The organism is Schaalia radingae, from assembly GCF_900106055.1.
Taxonomy (GTDB): domain Bacteria; phylum Actinomycetota; class Actinomycetes; order Actinomycetales; family Actinomycetaceae; genus Pauljensenia; species Pauljensenia radingae_A.
In genome coordinates, this window is record NZ_LT629792.1 from 703,626 (window position 1) to 718,916 (window position 15,291).

Annotated in this window: 10 protein-coding genes; 4 read left to right on the plus strand and 6 right to left on the minus strand. The window is 58.7% G+C overall.

Annotated elements, in window-relative coordinates:
• Nucleotides 1-46: 46 nt before the first annotated feature.
• On the minus strand, nucleotides 47-1,561 hold the full coding sequence (gltX, locus tag BLT69_RS03020) for a glutamate--tRNA ligase (RefSeq protein ID WP_092648367.1): 1,515 nt from the start codon (nucleotides 1,559-1,561) through the stop codon (nucleotides 47-49).
• A gap of 47 nt (nucleotides 1,562-1,608) precedes the next feature.
• Entirely contained in the window at nucleotides 1,609-3,171 is a 1,563-nt protein-coding gene (locus tag BLT69_RS03025) for an MFS transporter (protein ID WP_092648368.1), read from the minus strand.
• 304 nt (nucleotides 3,172-3,475) lie between these two features.
• On the opposite strand from BLT69_RS03025, the gene BLT69_RS03030 reads away from it, so the two are divergent.
• From BLT69_RS03030 to BLT69_RS03040, 3 genes are all read left to right on the plus strand, one after another.
• The gene (locus BLT69_RS03030) at nucleotides 3,476-4,693 is read left to right on the plus strand and encodes a MalY/PatB family protein (protein WP_058236314.1); all 1,218 of its coding nucleotides are present in this window, start codon (nucleotides 3,476-3,478) and stop codon (nucleotides 4,691-4,693) included.
• Between the two features lie 175 nt (nucleotides 4,694-4,868).
• Nucleotides 4,869-6,083 (plus strand): Gfo/Idh/MocA family protein, encoded by a 1,215-nt coding sequence (locus BLT69_RS03035; RefSeq protein WP_092648369.1) that lies wholly within the window; start codon nucleotides 4,869-4,871, stop codon nucleotides 6,081-6,083.
• Between the two features lie 124 nt (nucleotides 6,084-6,207).
• Entirely contained in the window at nucleotides 6,208-7,797 is a 1,590-nt protein-coding gene (locus tag BLT69_RS03040) for an MFS transporter (protein ID WP_257525467.1), read from the plus strand.
• On the opposite strand, the gene BLT69_RS03045 is transcribed toward BLT69_RS03040, so the two are convergent.
• The 4 genes from BLT69_RS03045 to BLT69_RS03060 form a co-directional block, all read right to left on the minus strand.
• Complete coding sequence (locus BLT69_RS03045) at nucleotides 7,788-8,600, minus strand: purine-nucleoside phosphorylase (protein WP_092648371.1); 813 nt, start codon at nucleotides 8,598-8,600, stop codon at nucleotides 7,788-7,790. The two genes, BLT69_RS03040 and BLT69_RS03045, sit on opposite strands and share 10 nt — an antisense overlap.
• A gap of 2 nt (nucleotides 8,601-8,602) precedes the next feature.
• Complete coding sequence (locus BLT69_RS03050) at nucleotides 8,603-10,045, minus strand: purine-cytosine permease family protein (protein ID WP_092649076.1); 1,443 nt, start codon at nucleotides 10,043-10,045, stop codon at nucleotides 8,603-8,605.
• Nucleotides 10,046-10,201: 156 nt separating this feature from the next.
• A complete protein-coding gene (locus BLT69_RS03055) occupies nucleotides 10,202-10,996 on the minus strand; it encodes a fumarylacetoacetate hydrolase family protein (RefSeq protein ID WP_092648372.1) in 795 nt (264 codons plus the stop codon).
• Between the two features lie 48 nt (nucleotides 10,997-11,044).
• Nucleotides 11,045-12,460 carry an alanine/glycine:cation symporter family protein gene (locus BLT69_RS03060; RefSeq protein ID WP_371935767.1) on the minus strand — a complete coding sequence of 472 codons (1,416 nt, stop codon included), beginning with the start codon at nucleotides 12,458-12,460 and terminating at the stop codon, nucleotides 11,045-11,047.
• A gap of 153 nt (nucleotides 12,461-12,613) precedes the next feature.
• Here BLT69_RS03060 and BLT69_RS03065 point away from each other — a divergent pair, with 153 nt between their 5' ends.
• Nucleotides 12,614-15,283 (plus strand): DEAD/DEAH box helicase, encoded by a 2,670-nt coding sequence (locus tag BLT69_RS03065; protein WP_092648373.1) that lies wholly within the window; start codon nucleotides 12,614-12,616, stop codon nucleotides 15,281-15,283.
• The last annotated feature ends 8 nt before the right edge of the window (nucleotides 15,284-15,291 follow it).

Sequence of the window (15,291 nt, forward strand, 5' to 3'; positions counted from 1 at the left end):
CCCCGCGCCGCTAAGATGCTCAATCCCTGAGCTCCGGAGCCCTGACCTACTGGGCAAGTACGTCACGCAGGTGACGCAGACGCTTGAGCGAGGATTCCTTACCAAGGATTTCCATCGACTCAAACAACGGGGGAGACACCTGCTTGCCGGTCACAGCCACCCTCATGGGTGTGAACGCCAGGCGCGGCTTAATTCCCATTTCATCGACGAGGGCCGAGCGGAGCTTTTCTTCCAGCTTTTCCGTCCCAAAGTCAGCCTCAGTAACCTTTTCGCACTCCTTGATGGCACGGCTGAGGACATCTGCCGCATCATCTTTGAGTTTGCCCTGCGACTTTTCATCGATCTGAAGATCTTTGTCAGCCACAAACAGGAACCCGAGCATGCCGGACGCTTCAGAGAGCACCTGAATGCGTGTCTGGATGAGCGGGGCAGCAGGAACCAGGCGGCGTTGTTCCTCATCGGTGAGTGCATCGAAAGTGTCCGCACTGACTACGCCATCGCGATGAAGGAACGGCACGATGCGGCGGGTGAAATCGTCGATGTCGAGCATGCGGATGTGCTCGGCGTTGATGGCGGTGCACTTCTTCTGATCGAAGCGCGCCGGATTCGGGTTGACATCTTCGATGTCGAACGCCTCAATCATTTCCTCAGCGGAGAAAATGTCATTATCCGGGCTGATCGACCAGCCCAGCAATGCCAGGTAATTCAGCAAGCCTTCACGAATCATGCCGTTTTCGCGGTGCAGCAGCAGATTCGACTTCGGGTCACGCTTGGACAGCTTCTTGTTCCCTTCACCCATCACATAAGGCAGGTGGCCAAAACGCGGCGTGAATGAGGCGATCCCCAGCTCCTCAAGTGCACGGTAGAGCACGATCTGGCGAGGAGTTGACGAGAGCAGATCCTCACCGCGCAGGACGTGTGTGATCTCCATCAGCGCATCGTCGACAGGGTTGACCAGCGTGTATAACGGATGACCGTTGGCACGAACGATGACATAGTCAGGAACCGAACCCGCCTTGAAGGTGATATCGCCGCGCACCAGATCCGTGAACGTGATGTCCTCATCCGGCATGCGCATACGCAGAACAGGTTTGCGGCCTTCAGCACGGAACACCTCTTTCTGCTCCTCGCTCAGATCACGGTCGAAACCGTCGTAGCCGAGCTTCGGATCTCGGCCAGCGGCACGGTGACGTTCCTCAACTTCCTCGGGCGTTGAAAACGACTCGTACGCGTATCCGCCTTCCAGCAGTTTCTGTGCGACGTCACGGTAGATGTCCATACGCTCTGACTGACGATAGGGCGCGTGCGGCCCGCCCTTACCGATACCTTCATCCCAGTCCAGTCCCAACCATTCCAGGGAGTCGAGGATCTGCTGGTAGGACTCTTCGGAGTCACGCTGCGCGTCCGTATCTTCAATGCGGAAGACGAACGTTCCGCCGGTGTGACGCGCATACGCCCAGTTGAACAGGCAGGTGCGTACCATTCCGACGTGCGGAGTGCCAGTTGGTGAAGGACAAAAACGGAGGCGAATATCGCGTCCAGTTGCATTCGTGACAGTCATAGTGCTGCCTATTCTACCGTTGAAACGGTGCCCAGGAAAACACCAGGTCACCGGTTGCGGATCGTCCTTTGTGCCTGCGATGTGCCAGGTATGGAGCGACGCCCTCGTATCATGTAGACCACTGCGACGATCACTGCCAACAAAATGAATCCAACGACCAGAGCCTGGGCTGAGGCGAAGCCGCGGAACCATTCGCTGGGCGTATGTCCCACAGCAGCTCCGCTGGCGAAGAAGACGGCAGTGACAACAGCATTACCGATGGCAGTCGTGATGCGCTGGGCGGTCTGGACCATGCCACCGGCCGTACCTCCGTGAGCCGCTGGAACTTCCAGCATGGACTGAGTCTGGTTGACCGAGCCCATCATGCCCAGTCCGATACCGACGGGCGTGATTGGCAGAGTCAGCCATGCCGGGTGCCATCCCAGATTGGCCACACCGTACGCTACAGCGACGGTGGCCAGAACCGAGCCGATGACGATCAGCAGCGCGACGACCTGCAGCACGCGACCCTTCTCGATCGCGTGGCGTGAAGCGAACACCGCGAAGTAGGCTGAAATCACGGCGTTGGGTAGGCCGATCAGGCCGGTGAACAGAGCAGTCTGCCCCAGTCCCTGCTGTACGAACAGTGCGATGAGCACGAAGATGGAGGTGGAGCCCAGGAACTGCAGTGCGGAGATTGCCGTGCAGTAACTGAATGAGCTGATCTTGAACAGTTTGAGGTTCACCATCGGGATGTGGCCGCGGCGCTCGTAGGTGTATTCCCACCACACCCATGCAGTCAGAACAAGCACGGCGGCAGGCAGCAGCCACATTCGCCAGGACGCGTGCATCGTAAACGGCATCATGATCAGGAATACGCCTATGCACAGTGTGATCATGCCGACAGGGTCGAGATCCAGGGTGCGACCGCGTCGCTTCGAAGCAGGACGCCCCGCGACAATTTCCTGACGGCGGTACTCTTCGCGTGCTTTCTTGCGATTCGGGCCGATGGTGCGTCGCTCCTTTGAGAAGGCCAGCCACCGGAAGGCAAGGAAAAGTCCGAGCAGGCCGATTGGAGTGTTGATCGCGAACGCGTAGCGCCACCCTGGATCATTGCCAAAGATCGCTACCGTAGCGCCGGAAATTAGCGGTCCGGCTGCAACCGATGCAGAAATGGTCAACCCCATCAGGCCGAAAGCTTTGGCGCGCGCACGTCCATCGAAGTACTGCTGGATCATTCCGTTGACCTGAGGCGAAAATACTCCCGCTCCCACCGCCTGAAGAATCCGCATGGCGTTCAGCATGACGGTGTCAGTTGCCAGTGCGCAGGCCAGGCAGCCAGCGCTGAAAATCGCCAGCCCGATGACGAACATCATGGAGCGTCCGACAAGGTCACCGATACGTCCTGCGGGCACCAAAATGATGCCGTAGACCAGCGCGTAGCCAGCCAGCACCCACTGAATGCCTGACGAGGTGGCTCCCAACGTCTCCTGGATAGCGGGGAGCAGCGTATTGACTGCTGAAACCTGAAGCAGTGCCATGACCAGTGGTATAAGGATGGCAATGAGCATTCTGTTGCGGTCGTATTGTCGATCTGATCCCGGTACCGTGAAATAGCGTGAAGTCGCCACTTAACCTTCTTTCACACACAGTAATCTGAACGGCTGATCAACGAGGGCCGACCATCCATTTTAAGGCGCGTCCAGGAAGGTGACAATGAGGAAGAACAAAACGTTGTCAGTCTGACAATGCATATGACACGGTTCACTGCAAATGTCAGGTGCGCGCAAGCAATTGAGCGAGTACCCGCACAGGCAGCGACACTGAGTCCGGTGGCGGGGGACAGAAGCAGACGACGGGGACAGCATCGAGTGACGGGCGTGAAGTGCGTGAAGAGCATTAGCATGGTGCTGAATGAATGAAGGAGTATGTTCCATGAAACCTGTGCTGCCTGACCGCTCACCTGAAGAGAACTGGACCATTGGATCGCTCAAATGGACAGGCATTCGCACTGCCAGCGGTGAGCCAACACTGGGTGCATGGGTCGCTGAGATGGATTTTGGTACCGCTCCACCGGTTGTCGAGGCGATGAAGAAAGCGATTGATGACGGCCTGCTCGGATACCAGCCGTCATGGCTGGATGGCGCGGTGCGAGACGCCCTCGTCGATTTTCAGCAACGCCGATTCGGCTGGACACTTGATCCAACATGCGTGCGCACGGTCCAGTCCGTCTTGCCAGCCCTTGATGTCGTGTTGCGCTCGATGATCCCCGAGGGGAGCCGAGTCATTGTACCGACCCCTGCCTACATGCCCTTCCTGACGATGCCCGGTGTCGCTGGGCATCCCATCGTTGAAGTCCCCGCTGTTCGTGTTCCATTCAGTGACGAGGGAGACCGGCGCAGTGGGGGTGAATGGCAACTCGATGTGGAAGCGATCGGCCGAGAAGCCCGTCAGGGTGGTGCACTGCTGATCTTGTGCAATCCGTGGAATCCGACGGGGCGTGCCTTTCGGCGTGACGAACTGGAAGCGTTGTGGGAAGCGATTCGCGATACGGATGTGATGATTTTTGCCGATGAGATCCACAGTCCGCTGGTCCTGACAGATCCCACGAGTCACTTCTCATTTGCGCGCCTGAATGATGAGGTGGCGGCGCGCACGATTACGGCGACAGCTGCATCGAAGGGATGGAACATTGCGGGACTTCCCTGCGCACAAATCATCGTGACTGATGACGCTTTGCTTGAACAATGGGACGACTCCTGTGGCGAGATTAGTCACCTGACAAACTCATTGGGGGCGATCGGAACAATTGCTGCCTACCGCGACGGTGACCCGTGGCAGGACGTGGTGCGTGAGGAGGTTGCGTCGAATATGACGCTCGCGCATGAAGCACTGTCAGACACTCTGGTCGACTTTGTCAGTCCTGAAGCGACATACCTGACATGGTGGGGGCTGGATGCGTATGACTGGTCAGGCGTGCATAGTCCTGCCGCCTTCCTGCGTGAGAATGCTCGGGTGGGTGTCAATGCCGGTGCGACTTTGGGAACCGGATACGAGAACTGGATTCGCGTCAATCTGGCGTGTTCGAAGGCGAATGCGCACAGAATAATCCAGGCGATCACATCCTCGCTTCCTCCGACACGACGCGAGTAAGCCTTAACAAATACCTGTTTATGCACGTCAGATACTCGGTACGTAATCCTGTCAAAATTAGCTCTTGTGCTTACCGCAAATTTGATTTAGTCTTGGCTTGTTGTAACAAATGCGATTATGGCAGTCGCAGTTGCACTGTGGGTCGATGAGATGACCACAACGCGAAGGAGCAGATATGAGCAGGAAGACTATCGGCGTAGGCGTGATCTCGCTGGGATGGATGGGGCGTCTTCACACACGGTCGTTCAAAGCACTGCGGGAGAAGTATCCGGAAATTGAAGTAGATATCAAGCTGGTGGTGTGCTGCGATGTTGTGGAAAGCAACCGTCAGTTCGCAGTTGACAACTTGGGATTTGAAAAGGCTGTGGAGGACTACCGAGATGTTCTGAGTGACCCGGAGGTCGACGTTGTGTCGATCTGTGCGCCCAACTTCCTTCACCACGAGATCGCGATGGCCGCGATCGAGGCAGGCAAACCTTTCTGGATCGAAAAGCCGATGGGGATCTCCGCTCAAGAATCCAAAGAAATTGCGCGAGGGGCTCAATCTGCAGGCTTGATTACCTCCGTCGGATTCAACTACCGCCATGCTCCTGCCATTGAAATGGCGCGCGCGATCGTTGCGGAGGGCGCAATCGGTCGTATCACGAATGCCCGCGTGTGGCTGATTGCAGACTATGCCTCGAGTCCCGACGGGCCGCTGACGTGGCGTTACGCGAAGGAAAAGGCCGGAGCAGGAGTCATCCTCGATTTGCTCGGACACGGAGCCGACCTGGTGCAGTACGTTTTGAAGGACCGCTTTACCGCTGTTACAGCGCAGACAGGACTGTTCATCACGGAGCGTCCGATTCCCCTTGAACAGGGTATGGGACATGCCACGGTGCAGGTATCCGACCAGAAAGGCCCGGTCGGCAACGAAGACTATGTTGCAGTTCTGGGCACCCTCGAATCAGGCACCCTGGTCACGATGGAGTCCTCGCGCGTGAGCGTGGGACCGCGCGCCGAATACATTATCGAGGTCTACGGCACCGAAGGCTCATTGCGGTGGAACTTTGAAGATCTGAACAGACTGCAGATCTGCATCGGAAACGATCATGGATTCCAGCAAGGATATGTCGACGCTATGGCCAGCCCAGATTACCCCGGATTCAGCCGCTTCCAGCCCGGAGCAGGAACATCAATGGGCTTCGATGACCTGAAAGTGGTCGAGGCTGCCCAGTTCATTCAAGGTGTGCTCGACAACAAGCAGTACGGGCCCTCTGCCGGTGATGGATGGGCTGCAGCTGAAGTTGATGATGCCATTGAGAAGTCGGCTGAAGACCGGACATGGCATGAAGTAGCGCCAGTTGATGTTGTCACAACGTTCGACCACGACAACGCCCTGCAGGCGTGATCCAGGTACTACGACTGGTGGCGGTGCAGCCACACTTTACTCGCTGAAGAGGAGAATCATGGCAGACAAGAGGCAAGAGGCAGAGCTGTCCTACGCGGACTACACGCCTGAACGAATCAAGGAGATGGCGGAGAAAACTCCGCCCTCAGGACCGAAACGAGGAATCGTCGCACTGACAGCAGTGGCGACACTCGGTTCACTATTGTTCGGCTACGACACCGGTGTGATCTCAGGTGCTCTGCCGTACATGTACATGCCTGCCGGTGCTGGCGGCCTGGAACTGACACCGCTCGAAGAAGGAGCCATCGGCGGCGTCCTCACCATCGGTGCTGCATTTGGCGCTTTGATCGGTGGACGCCTGTCGGATAAATTCGGTCGTCGCCACAACATCATCATGCTGGCTATCCTGTTCATTATTGGCGCGCTGGGCAACACCTTCTCACCCAACGTGTGGATCATGTACATCTTCCGCCTCATTCTGGGCTTGGCAGTTGGCGGCGCGTCCGCAACTGTCCCGGTGTTCTTGGCAGAGAGTGCCCCCAAACGTATTCGAGGCTCCATTGTTGCCGTCGATCAGCTCATGATCGTCACCGGCCAGCTCCTCGCATTCAGCATGAACGCGGCGATCAATTCGGCTCACGGTGGCCCTCAGCTCACCGTCAAGGCTGACCCGACGGGCGCGATTGCGCCAGGCACCTACGAATGGGACTCGTTGAACGAACTGGTCGCCCAGCAGGTCGGGAACGACCAGTCTGCTATCCACGAGTTCATGATGCAGATGACGATCAGCGCCGGCAACGGTTCGGCATGGCGCTGGATGATCGTCCTATGTACTCTGCCCGCAGTGTTCCTGTGGATTGGCATGCACCTGATGCCCGAATCCTCCCGTTGGCACATTATCCAGAAACAGGTCTACGAGGCGATCGGCACGCTCAAGCGCGTTCGTGACCCTGAAAAGGACGGCCCGATCGAGGACGAAATCAACGAAATGATCGAGGCCCGCAAACGCCAGGTCGCTGAGAAGAAACTCAGTCTGAGTGAGATCATGCGGATCCCGTGGCTGCGCAAGCTTCTGGCCGTGGGCATCTTCCTTGCAATCGTCAACCAGACAACCGGCGTGAACACCATCATGTACTACGCGCCGAAGGTTCTGTCCTACGCAGGGATGGGAACGTCCGCCGCGATTACCGCGCAGGTCGCTAATGGTGTCATGTCAGTGATCGGCTCGGCACTGGGCCTGCTGCTGATCGGTCGTTTCCGCAGGCGCCAGCTGCTGATTTTCGACGTCACAGGTGTGGGCATCTGCCTGCTGGCCATTGCCGCTTTCTTCCAGTTCACCATTGCACCGGCAATCACGGGTGGCGGCGAGCCTCCCTCGTGGGCACCGTACGCAGTGTTGGGCATGATGGGCGTCTTTATGCTGATCGTGCAGTCCACCAACGGAACTGTTGTGTGGACGATGCTGGGCGAAATGTTCCCGGCCAATGCGCGTGGCGTCATGAACGGATTCGCGGTCTTCTGCCTGTGGATCATGAACGCGATCATTACATGGACGTTCCCGAAGATGATGGACGCGCTCGGCGGGGGAGTCACCTACACCATCTACGGTGTGATGAACCTCGTGATCGCAGTCGTGCTGTTCAAGATCATGCCGGAGACCTCAAAGAAGTCTCTGGAAGAAATCGAAGAGCACATGCAGAAGATCTACTCCTGAGAACAGATCGCTCTGAAACCTGATTCAATCGTTGTTGAGGCAGCTGCGGCTGCCTCAACAACTGCGTTCGGGTGAGTGGGGGCGTCAGCAAACGACAGGTCGGATACGACGCTCATACCGCACACGCGCACACCCAACGCATGCAGAGTGATCGCCTCCATCACCGTCGACATGCCCACGCAGTCGGCACCCGTCGACATGAGCCAGCGGCCCTCGGCAAGCGTCTGATACTCGGGTCCGCGCATACATGCGTAGATACCTCGGCGCTGACAATGCTGAGCGAGGATATCGGTCAGTTCACGATTCCACACGCTGGTCACATCCACGAATATTGGCCCGTTAAACGGGGAATATCCTGAGAAATTCAGGTGATCATCAATGGCCATGACGTCGCCCAGCTGCCACTGGCGCACACATCCGTTCGCGTTGCACAACAGGGCAGTGTGAACACCGGTTGCGGCAGCCGCCCTCGAACATGCGGTGACACACGCGGGGGAGACGCCCTCGTACAAATGCGTACGACCCAGAGCAATAAGCACATTCAACGCGCCGACTCGCACCGAGTGGATCGTGTTGACGTGTCCATCAGCCACGGGAGCCTCAACCCCCGGAATGTCGGAAAGCGCGAACGAGCGGCACTGAGAATCCGGCGCGTCGATCACAGCATCCAGTGCATGTGCCAGACCCGAGCCGAGCACCACGAACAGGTCATGGTGGTCACGCCCCGACAGCTCCGCAATAGTGCGGGCCCCGTCCTGGGCCTGCTGATCCAGAAGAACGCTGCGGATCGACTCGTCAGACATGGTCAGTCCTCACTTTCCTGAGCGCCGTCAGCGTAAGTGCGGGCACCAGCCTCTTCCTGTTTGCGCACACGCGAACGACTGGTCAGCAAATAGCCGGCAAAACCGATCAGCATGGCCAGCAGGATCCCGATATTCGAGTACGCCCAGTCGCCCTCGCGGCCACCGATCGGGCCGAGCAGGTAGCCCTGCCATGACAGCCAGCTGGCGGCGTTGTTGACCACCAGGCCCCAACCCACGAATGTTGCAGCAGCCAGGGAAGCGATCGCGCCCCAGTTCACGGACCCGTACACGCCGGAGGAGCGGAACAAATCAGGTTCGTTGTAGTCGGAGCGACGCAGCAGAATATCAGCGATCATGACGCCACCCCAGCCCGCGATGACCACGCCGAGCGTGGTGAGGAAGCCGGTGAATGGGTCAATGAAGTTCGCGGAGAAGAACACGACGGCGATTGTGCCAACCAGCATGATGGTGCCGTCCAGAGCGGTGGCAACCGGACGCTTGATGGGCACACCCGTCGCCAGCAGCGACAGGCCCGACGAATAGATGTCCATGACGATGCCTCCGACCAGGCCGAGGATCGCGACAAGGGCGAACGGAATGAGGAACCAGGTCGGCAGAATCGTGGTCAGCGCGCCGATCGGATCCAGGTCGATTGCCTGTCCCAGCGACTCATCGGACCCAACGAGCAACAGACCGAAGATCACGAGGACAACAGTGGGCAGCGTGGCACCGAAGGTGGTCCAGCCGACCACGCCGCCGGTGGAGGCACGACGAGGAAGGTAACGCGAGTAATCGGCGGCCGCGTTGATCCAGCCGAATCCGAAACCGGCGAGCAGCATGCACAGTGCGCCGAGCATTGCGGAGAACGGGCCGGACGGCAGAGCGGAGATCGCGCTGAGATCGATGGTGGGGATGGTCAATGCCAGGTAGATGACAGTCAGGATCGCCGTCAACCAGGTGATCCAGGTCTGCACCTTCATGATGGTGTCGAACCCGAGGATGCCGGCACCGCCTGCGATGGCGACAACGAGTACCAGTGAAATGATCTGCGCGGCAACATGATTGTGCATGCCGAGGGCGCCCATCACCGTTGCGGACGCCTGCGTGGCAATGATGCACAGGAACATTTCCCAGCCCACCGTCAGGATCCATGAAATCGCGGCGGAAATGCGGTTGCCGTTCACACCGAATGCTGCGCGCGACAAAACGAGCGTCGGGGCGGATCCTCGTTTACCTGCGATGGCGATGATGCCGCAGGTCAGGAATGAGAACGTGATGCCGACGATGGAGACGATAACGGCCTGTGTAAAGGAAATGCCGAACCCGAGCACCCATGCGCCCCATGAGATTCCCAGAACGGAGATGTTCGCAGCGAACCACGGCATGAACAGATCTGATGGTTTGCCTTTACGATCCGACTCAGGAATGACATCCAGGCCGGCCATCTCAACGGACAGGCCCTGTTCCTTCTGTGTCTGTACTGCATGTGGTGCCCCAGCGTTGGGTGCGATTGGCTCAGTGGAACTCACGATTGCTTCCTTCAACGTGACCAATGGGATGCGAAAAAGTCAGGACCGGAACTTACGTGTGAGGTATCGGCCTCAGGCGATCGGATTCGTCAGCGTTCCAATCCCGTCTATTTCGACACTGATCGTATCACCACGCTGTAGCTCCCCCACCCCTGCTGGCGTGCCTGTCAGTACAACATCTCCCGCCTTGAGGGTGATGGATTGGGAGATGAACGAGATCAAGTCGTACACCGGACGGATCATGAAAGAAGTTGAGACGTCCTGCACAACTGTGTCACGCAGAACGGTGCGCAGATGAGCGTCGCCGACTGAGAACTCATCATCTGCCTGAGGAATCAGGATCCACGGACCCAGAGGACACGAGGTGTCAAAGCCTTTCGCACGCGTCCACTGCCCGTCGCTGCGTTGCTTATCGCGCGCTGTCACATCGTTGGCGCAGGTGAACCCCAAAATATGTGCCGGCACATCCTGGGGTGCGACCTGTGAACATGTCGACCCGATAATGACAGCCAGCTCCCCCTCGTAATGCACATTTGATGACCACGAGGGGTACTTGATCGTCTCACCAGGCCCGATGATGGCGGTCGATGGCTTAAAGAACAGCAGTGGCTCCTGTGGTGCTTCCCCGCCCATCTCCTGAATGTGGTCAGCGTAGTTCTTCCCGACAGCAACCACCTTGGCCGTGGCTACCTCAGTGGGAGCGAGCAGGTGAACCGACGTCACATCGTAGTTCGTGGCCTGCAGCGGGGGAGTCAGCTCCCCCTCGAAAGGCGCGCCCGCCAGGCGAGTGATTGTTGTGCAATTACCATTCAGGATCCCCCAGGCGGGGGAGTGGAAATTCGGATCAATGTAGTGTGCAATGCGCATACTGTACTGTAACGCACATCACGCCTGAATCTTCCTGGATGACGCGTCCTACTCCTGACGCGACTTGGTCCACACGTCGGTGGGAACGTCCGCAGGAAGGTGCGGATTATCCACTCCGACAAACACCGGATCCTTGACGCCCGCCTTGCGTTGGTCCTCGTAGTCGCGCAGTGCTCCGAACGCCCATTGACCCAGAACGACGAGGGCGACCAGGTTCGTCACTGTCATGATCGCCATTGCAATATCCACGGCGTTCCACACCAATGGAAGCTGGGCAACTGCACCGATGACGACGGAGGCCACTGACACGGTGCGCACCATCCACGTGGCCCAGGGGCGCTTCGTCACAAACGCCATGTTGACATCGGAGTACACGTAGGCCGCGATGATGGAGGAGAACGCCAGGACAAAGATCATCAGTGCCATCGGCACGGTGGTCCACGCGCCGAGCTTGTCGGCAACGGCCAGAGCAGTCAGGTTCGAGGGGTTGACGCCTTCAGCGCTCCACACCGAAGGTCCTGCAATGAGGATGACGAATGCGGTTGCCGTACACACGATGATTGTGTCGACAAAGACACCCAAAGACTGGATCAGGCCCTGCTTGACAGGGTGGGACACGGTTGCGGTTGCGGCCGCGTTCGGCGCGGTGCCCTGACCGGCCTCGTTGGAGAACAGGCCGCGTTGAACACCGTTGATCACTGCAGCCATGATGCCGCCGGCCAGGCCGCCCACCACAGGTTGAGGTGCGAATGCGGAACGGAAAATCATCGACAGCACATTGCCGATCTCGCCTGCGTTCATGATGCAGATAATGAAGACCATCACCAGATATATCAGAGCCATGATCGGTGCCATCCACTCGGTCACCCGAGCCACGGAGCGGATGCCGCCGTAGATGACAGGTGCTGCAAATGCCAGCAGGAATGCTGCGATGACCCACTTGCTCATCGGAGTGGCGGCGGCCATTGTCTCCGCAATCGCGTTGGACTGAACGGATGTAATAACGAATGCGCAGGTGAGCAGCGTGATGATGGCGAAAATGTTCGCCAGGGGTTTGCTCTTCATACCCAGATGCATGTAGTAGGCCGGGCCACCGCGATACGTACCATCAGCGTCCCTCACCTTGAAGACCTGCGCGAGGGTCGCTTCCACGAATGCGGTGGACATGCCAACCGCTGCCACGATCCACATCCAAAAGATTGCGCCTGGTCCGCCCAGCAGGAGTGCTGCGGCTACGCCGAAGACGTTGCCGACGCCGACGCGGGCTGCCAGTGAAATGGTGAAAGCCTGGAATGATGAGATCCCGCCTTTGGAGTCCTGACGGGATGACCCCACGGTCTTGACCATGTGACCAAAGAGGCGAACCTGCACGGCGCGGGTGCGAACTGTCAGGTAGATACCGACACCAATAAGGATCCACATGGTGATGTGACCGGTGATCCAATCCGCAACGACCTTGATCATATCGGCAATTTCCACGTCGAGCTCCTCTCTCATCTCATCGCGTGATGGGCACTTTAGTTAACAAAGCGGTTCTCATCTTTCCACAGGGCGCGGATATCATGTTTGCGTCATCCTCCATGTGAGACTGCGGCAAGTAATGACACAATGGCGTGTATGAGTGCCCCGCTGAACGAACTGCTCGACGACCTGGAAGATGCCGGACATCTGGACGACCCCGATGAACTGGTGCGCGCGTTCCAGTCGTGGGCGGCATCAACGGGCAGACCCCTGTACCCGCATCAGGAGCAGTCACTGCTGGAGATCGTGATGGGCAATCACGTCATCGCAGCCACGCCCACCGGTTCAGGTAAATCCATGATCGCCCTGGCCGCACATTTCGTTTCCCTGGCTCATTCGGGCCGCTCCTATTACACGGCACCGCTCAAAGCGCTGGTCTCAGAAAAGTTTTTCGACCTGGTCGAGCTGTTCGGTGCGCACAACGTCGGCATGGTCACGGGGGATGTCTCGCTCAACCCGCTTGCACCGATTGTGTGCTGCACCGCCGAAATTCTGGCGAACCAGTCCCTTCGTGAGGGCGATGCGCTCGATGCCGACATGATCATCATGGATGAGTTCCACTTCTACGCCGACCCGGAGCGCGGCTGGGCCTGGCAGGTGCCGCTGCTGGAACTGACCGCCCCACAGTTCATTGCCTTGTCGGCCACACTCGGTGACACCACCCGTTTTCAGGAACAGTGGAAAGAACGCACCGGTCGGGACGTCGCCCTCGTCGACAATGCGCAACGACCCGTGCCACTCGAGTTCGACTATGTGGTCGAGGACGTGCGCACCTGCGTGGAGCGCCTCCTGAAAGAGGGACGCTGGCCGGTCTACATTGTGCACTTTTCGCAAAATGACGCCGTCTCAACTGCTGCCGCGTTTGATCGGGCCTCCCTGATCAGCGACGATCAAAAGAAGCAGATCAGCCGCATCCTCAGGACTGTCTCCTTTGCACGCGGATTCGGGCAGCAGTTGCGCGGACTGCTCGCACAGGGGATCGGTGTGCATCATGCGGGGATGCTGCCGCGCTACCGCCGACTCGTCGAGCGCCTGACGCAACAGGGACTCCTGGCTATTGTGTGCGGCACTGACACGCTGGGTGTGGGGATCAACGTGCCGATCCGCACCGTGCTGATCACGTCGCTGGTGAAATTCGACGGGCGGCGCATGCGCCACCTGTCGGCACGCGAATTTCATCAGATTGCCGGCAGAGCAGGGCGCACGGGATACGACACCGTTGGATTTGTCCGCGTTCTCGCTCCCGAACATGAGGTGGAGGCTGCGCGCGAAAAGGCTCGGCTCAGCGCCGCGCAGGAAGCGGCCCGTCAGGCGCGCGATGAGGCAGCTGCGAAGAAGGCCGCCAAGAAGTCGGCTAAACGCTCCACGAAAGCACCCGCGAAGGGTCAGATTTCATGGACGAGGTCAACGTTTGAACGTCTGCGTGATGCAGAACCCGAACGTCTCCAGTCACATTTTGCGATCAGTCACTCGATGGTGCTTAACGTGCTGGCAGGGCAGCGTCATGATCCCGCTGCGCACCTCATTGAACTGGCTCGCACGAACGACGACCCGCCGCGCGACTCCAATCCGCATATGCGCGCACTCGCAGACATTTACCGCTCCTTGCGGCAGGCCGGCGTCATCGACCATGTCTCCACTGAGCAGGCTGAATCTGATGGGATGGCGCGTGTGCGTCTGGTGCGTGACCTGCCTGATGACTTCGCACTCAACCAGCCGCTGTCGCCGTTCGCGCTGGCAGCGCTGGACCTGCTGGACGCGCAATCACCCACATACGCCTTGGATGTCGTCTCAGTTGTCGAATCAGTGCTGGAAGATCCTCGTCCCCTGCTGGCCGCTCAGCAGCGCATGGCGCGCTCGAAGGCGATGGCCGCGATGAAGGCAGAGGGCCTCGAATATGACGAGCGGATGGAAGCACTGGCCGAGGTGACATGGCCGCAACCTTTGGCTGATCTGCTTGAAGACGCGTTCCGTACCTACGTGCAGACGAATCCGTGGGTCGGGGACCAGCACATCTCACCCAAGTCTGTTGTGCGCGACATGATCGAACACGCGATGACATTCACGCAGCTTGTCTCCCGCTATGACGTGGCGCGTTCCGAAGGCGTGATCCTGCGGTATCTGACCGATGCATACCGTTCATTGCGGCAGGTGTTGCCCGACCGGGTTGTCACCGAGGAAGTGGCAGCGATCATGGAGTGGCTCTCGCACCTCATCCGCGCCATTGACTCTTCTCTGCTGGACGAATGGGAATCCCTGGCATCTGGGCAGCGTCGCGAGGAGGGTGAGGATGATGCGTCAGGACAGGAAGTCGCGTTTGGAGCCAGCGAGGACGGAACAGTTGCTTTCAGCGCCAACCGTCATGCCATGCGCACCGCCGTGCTGCGCGCACTGTTCGAACGCGTGGAGTTGATGAGTCGAGACGATGTGGACGCTCTGGCGCGTCTGGACAGCTGGTGCGGATGGGATGAGGAGCGCTGGGATCATGCGCTGGAACGATACTGGGCGGAGTACGACTGGATCGGGATTGATCAGAATGCGCGGTCAGGCGCCCTCGTCAATTTGAATGAAAATCCGAGCGAGGCTGAACTACTGGCAGTTGGCGTGCCTGACGAACTGGTGGGGTCGAACCTGTGGCTGGTTGAGCAGACGTTGGATGATCCCAACGGTGATGGCGACTGGCGCATCGTGGCCGTCGTGGACGTGGATGCGACCGACGAGGCGAACCGGGTTGTCCTGCATATTGTGGACGTAGGGCCGCGGTAGGTGAGCTG

Coding starts and splice junctions, on each gene's coding strand:
- BLT69_RS03065 (WP_092648373.1), top strand. CDS start 12,614: ATGAGTGCCCCGCTGAACGAACTGCTCGACGACCTGGAAGATGCCGGA.
- BLT69_RS03030 (WP_058236314.1), top strand. CDS start 3,476: ATGAAACCTGTGCTGCCTGACCGCTCACCTGAAGAGAACTGGACCATT.
- BLT69_RS03040 (WP_257525467.1), top strand. CDS start 6,208: ATGGCGGAGAAAACTCCGCCCTCAGGACCGAAACGAGGAATCGTCGCA.
- BLT69_RS03045 (WP_092648371.1), bottom strand. CDS start 8,600: ATGTCTGACGAGTCGATCCGCAGCGTTCTTCTGGATCAGCAGGCCCAG.
- BLT69_RS03035 (WP_092648369.1), top strand. CDS start 4,869: ATGAGCAGGAAGACTATCGGCGTAGGCGTGATCTCGCTGGGATGGATG.
- BLT69_RS03060 (WP_371935767.1), bottom strand. CDS start 12,460: ATGATCAAGGTCGTTGCGGATTGGATCACCGGTCACATCACCATGTGG.
- BLT69_RS03055 (WP_092648372.1), bottom strand. CDS start 10,996: ATGCGCATTGCACACTACATTGATCCGAATTTCCACTCCCCCGCCTGG.
- BLT69_RS03050 (WP_092649076.1), bottom strand. CDS start 10,045: ATGGCCGGCCTGGATGTCATTCCTGAGTCGGATCGTAAAGGCAAACCA.
- gltX (WP_092648367.1), bottom strand. CDS start 1,561: ATGACTGTCACGAATGCAACTGGACGCGATATTCGCCTCCGTTTTTGT.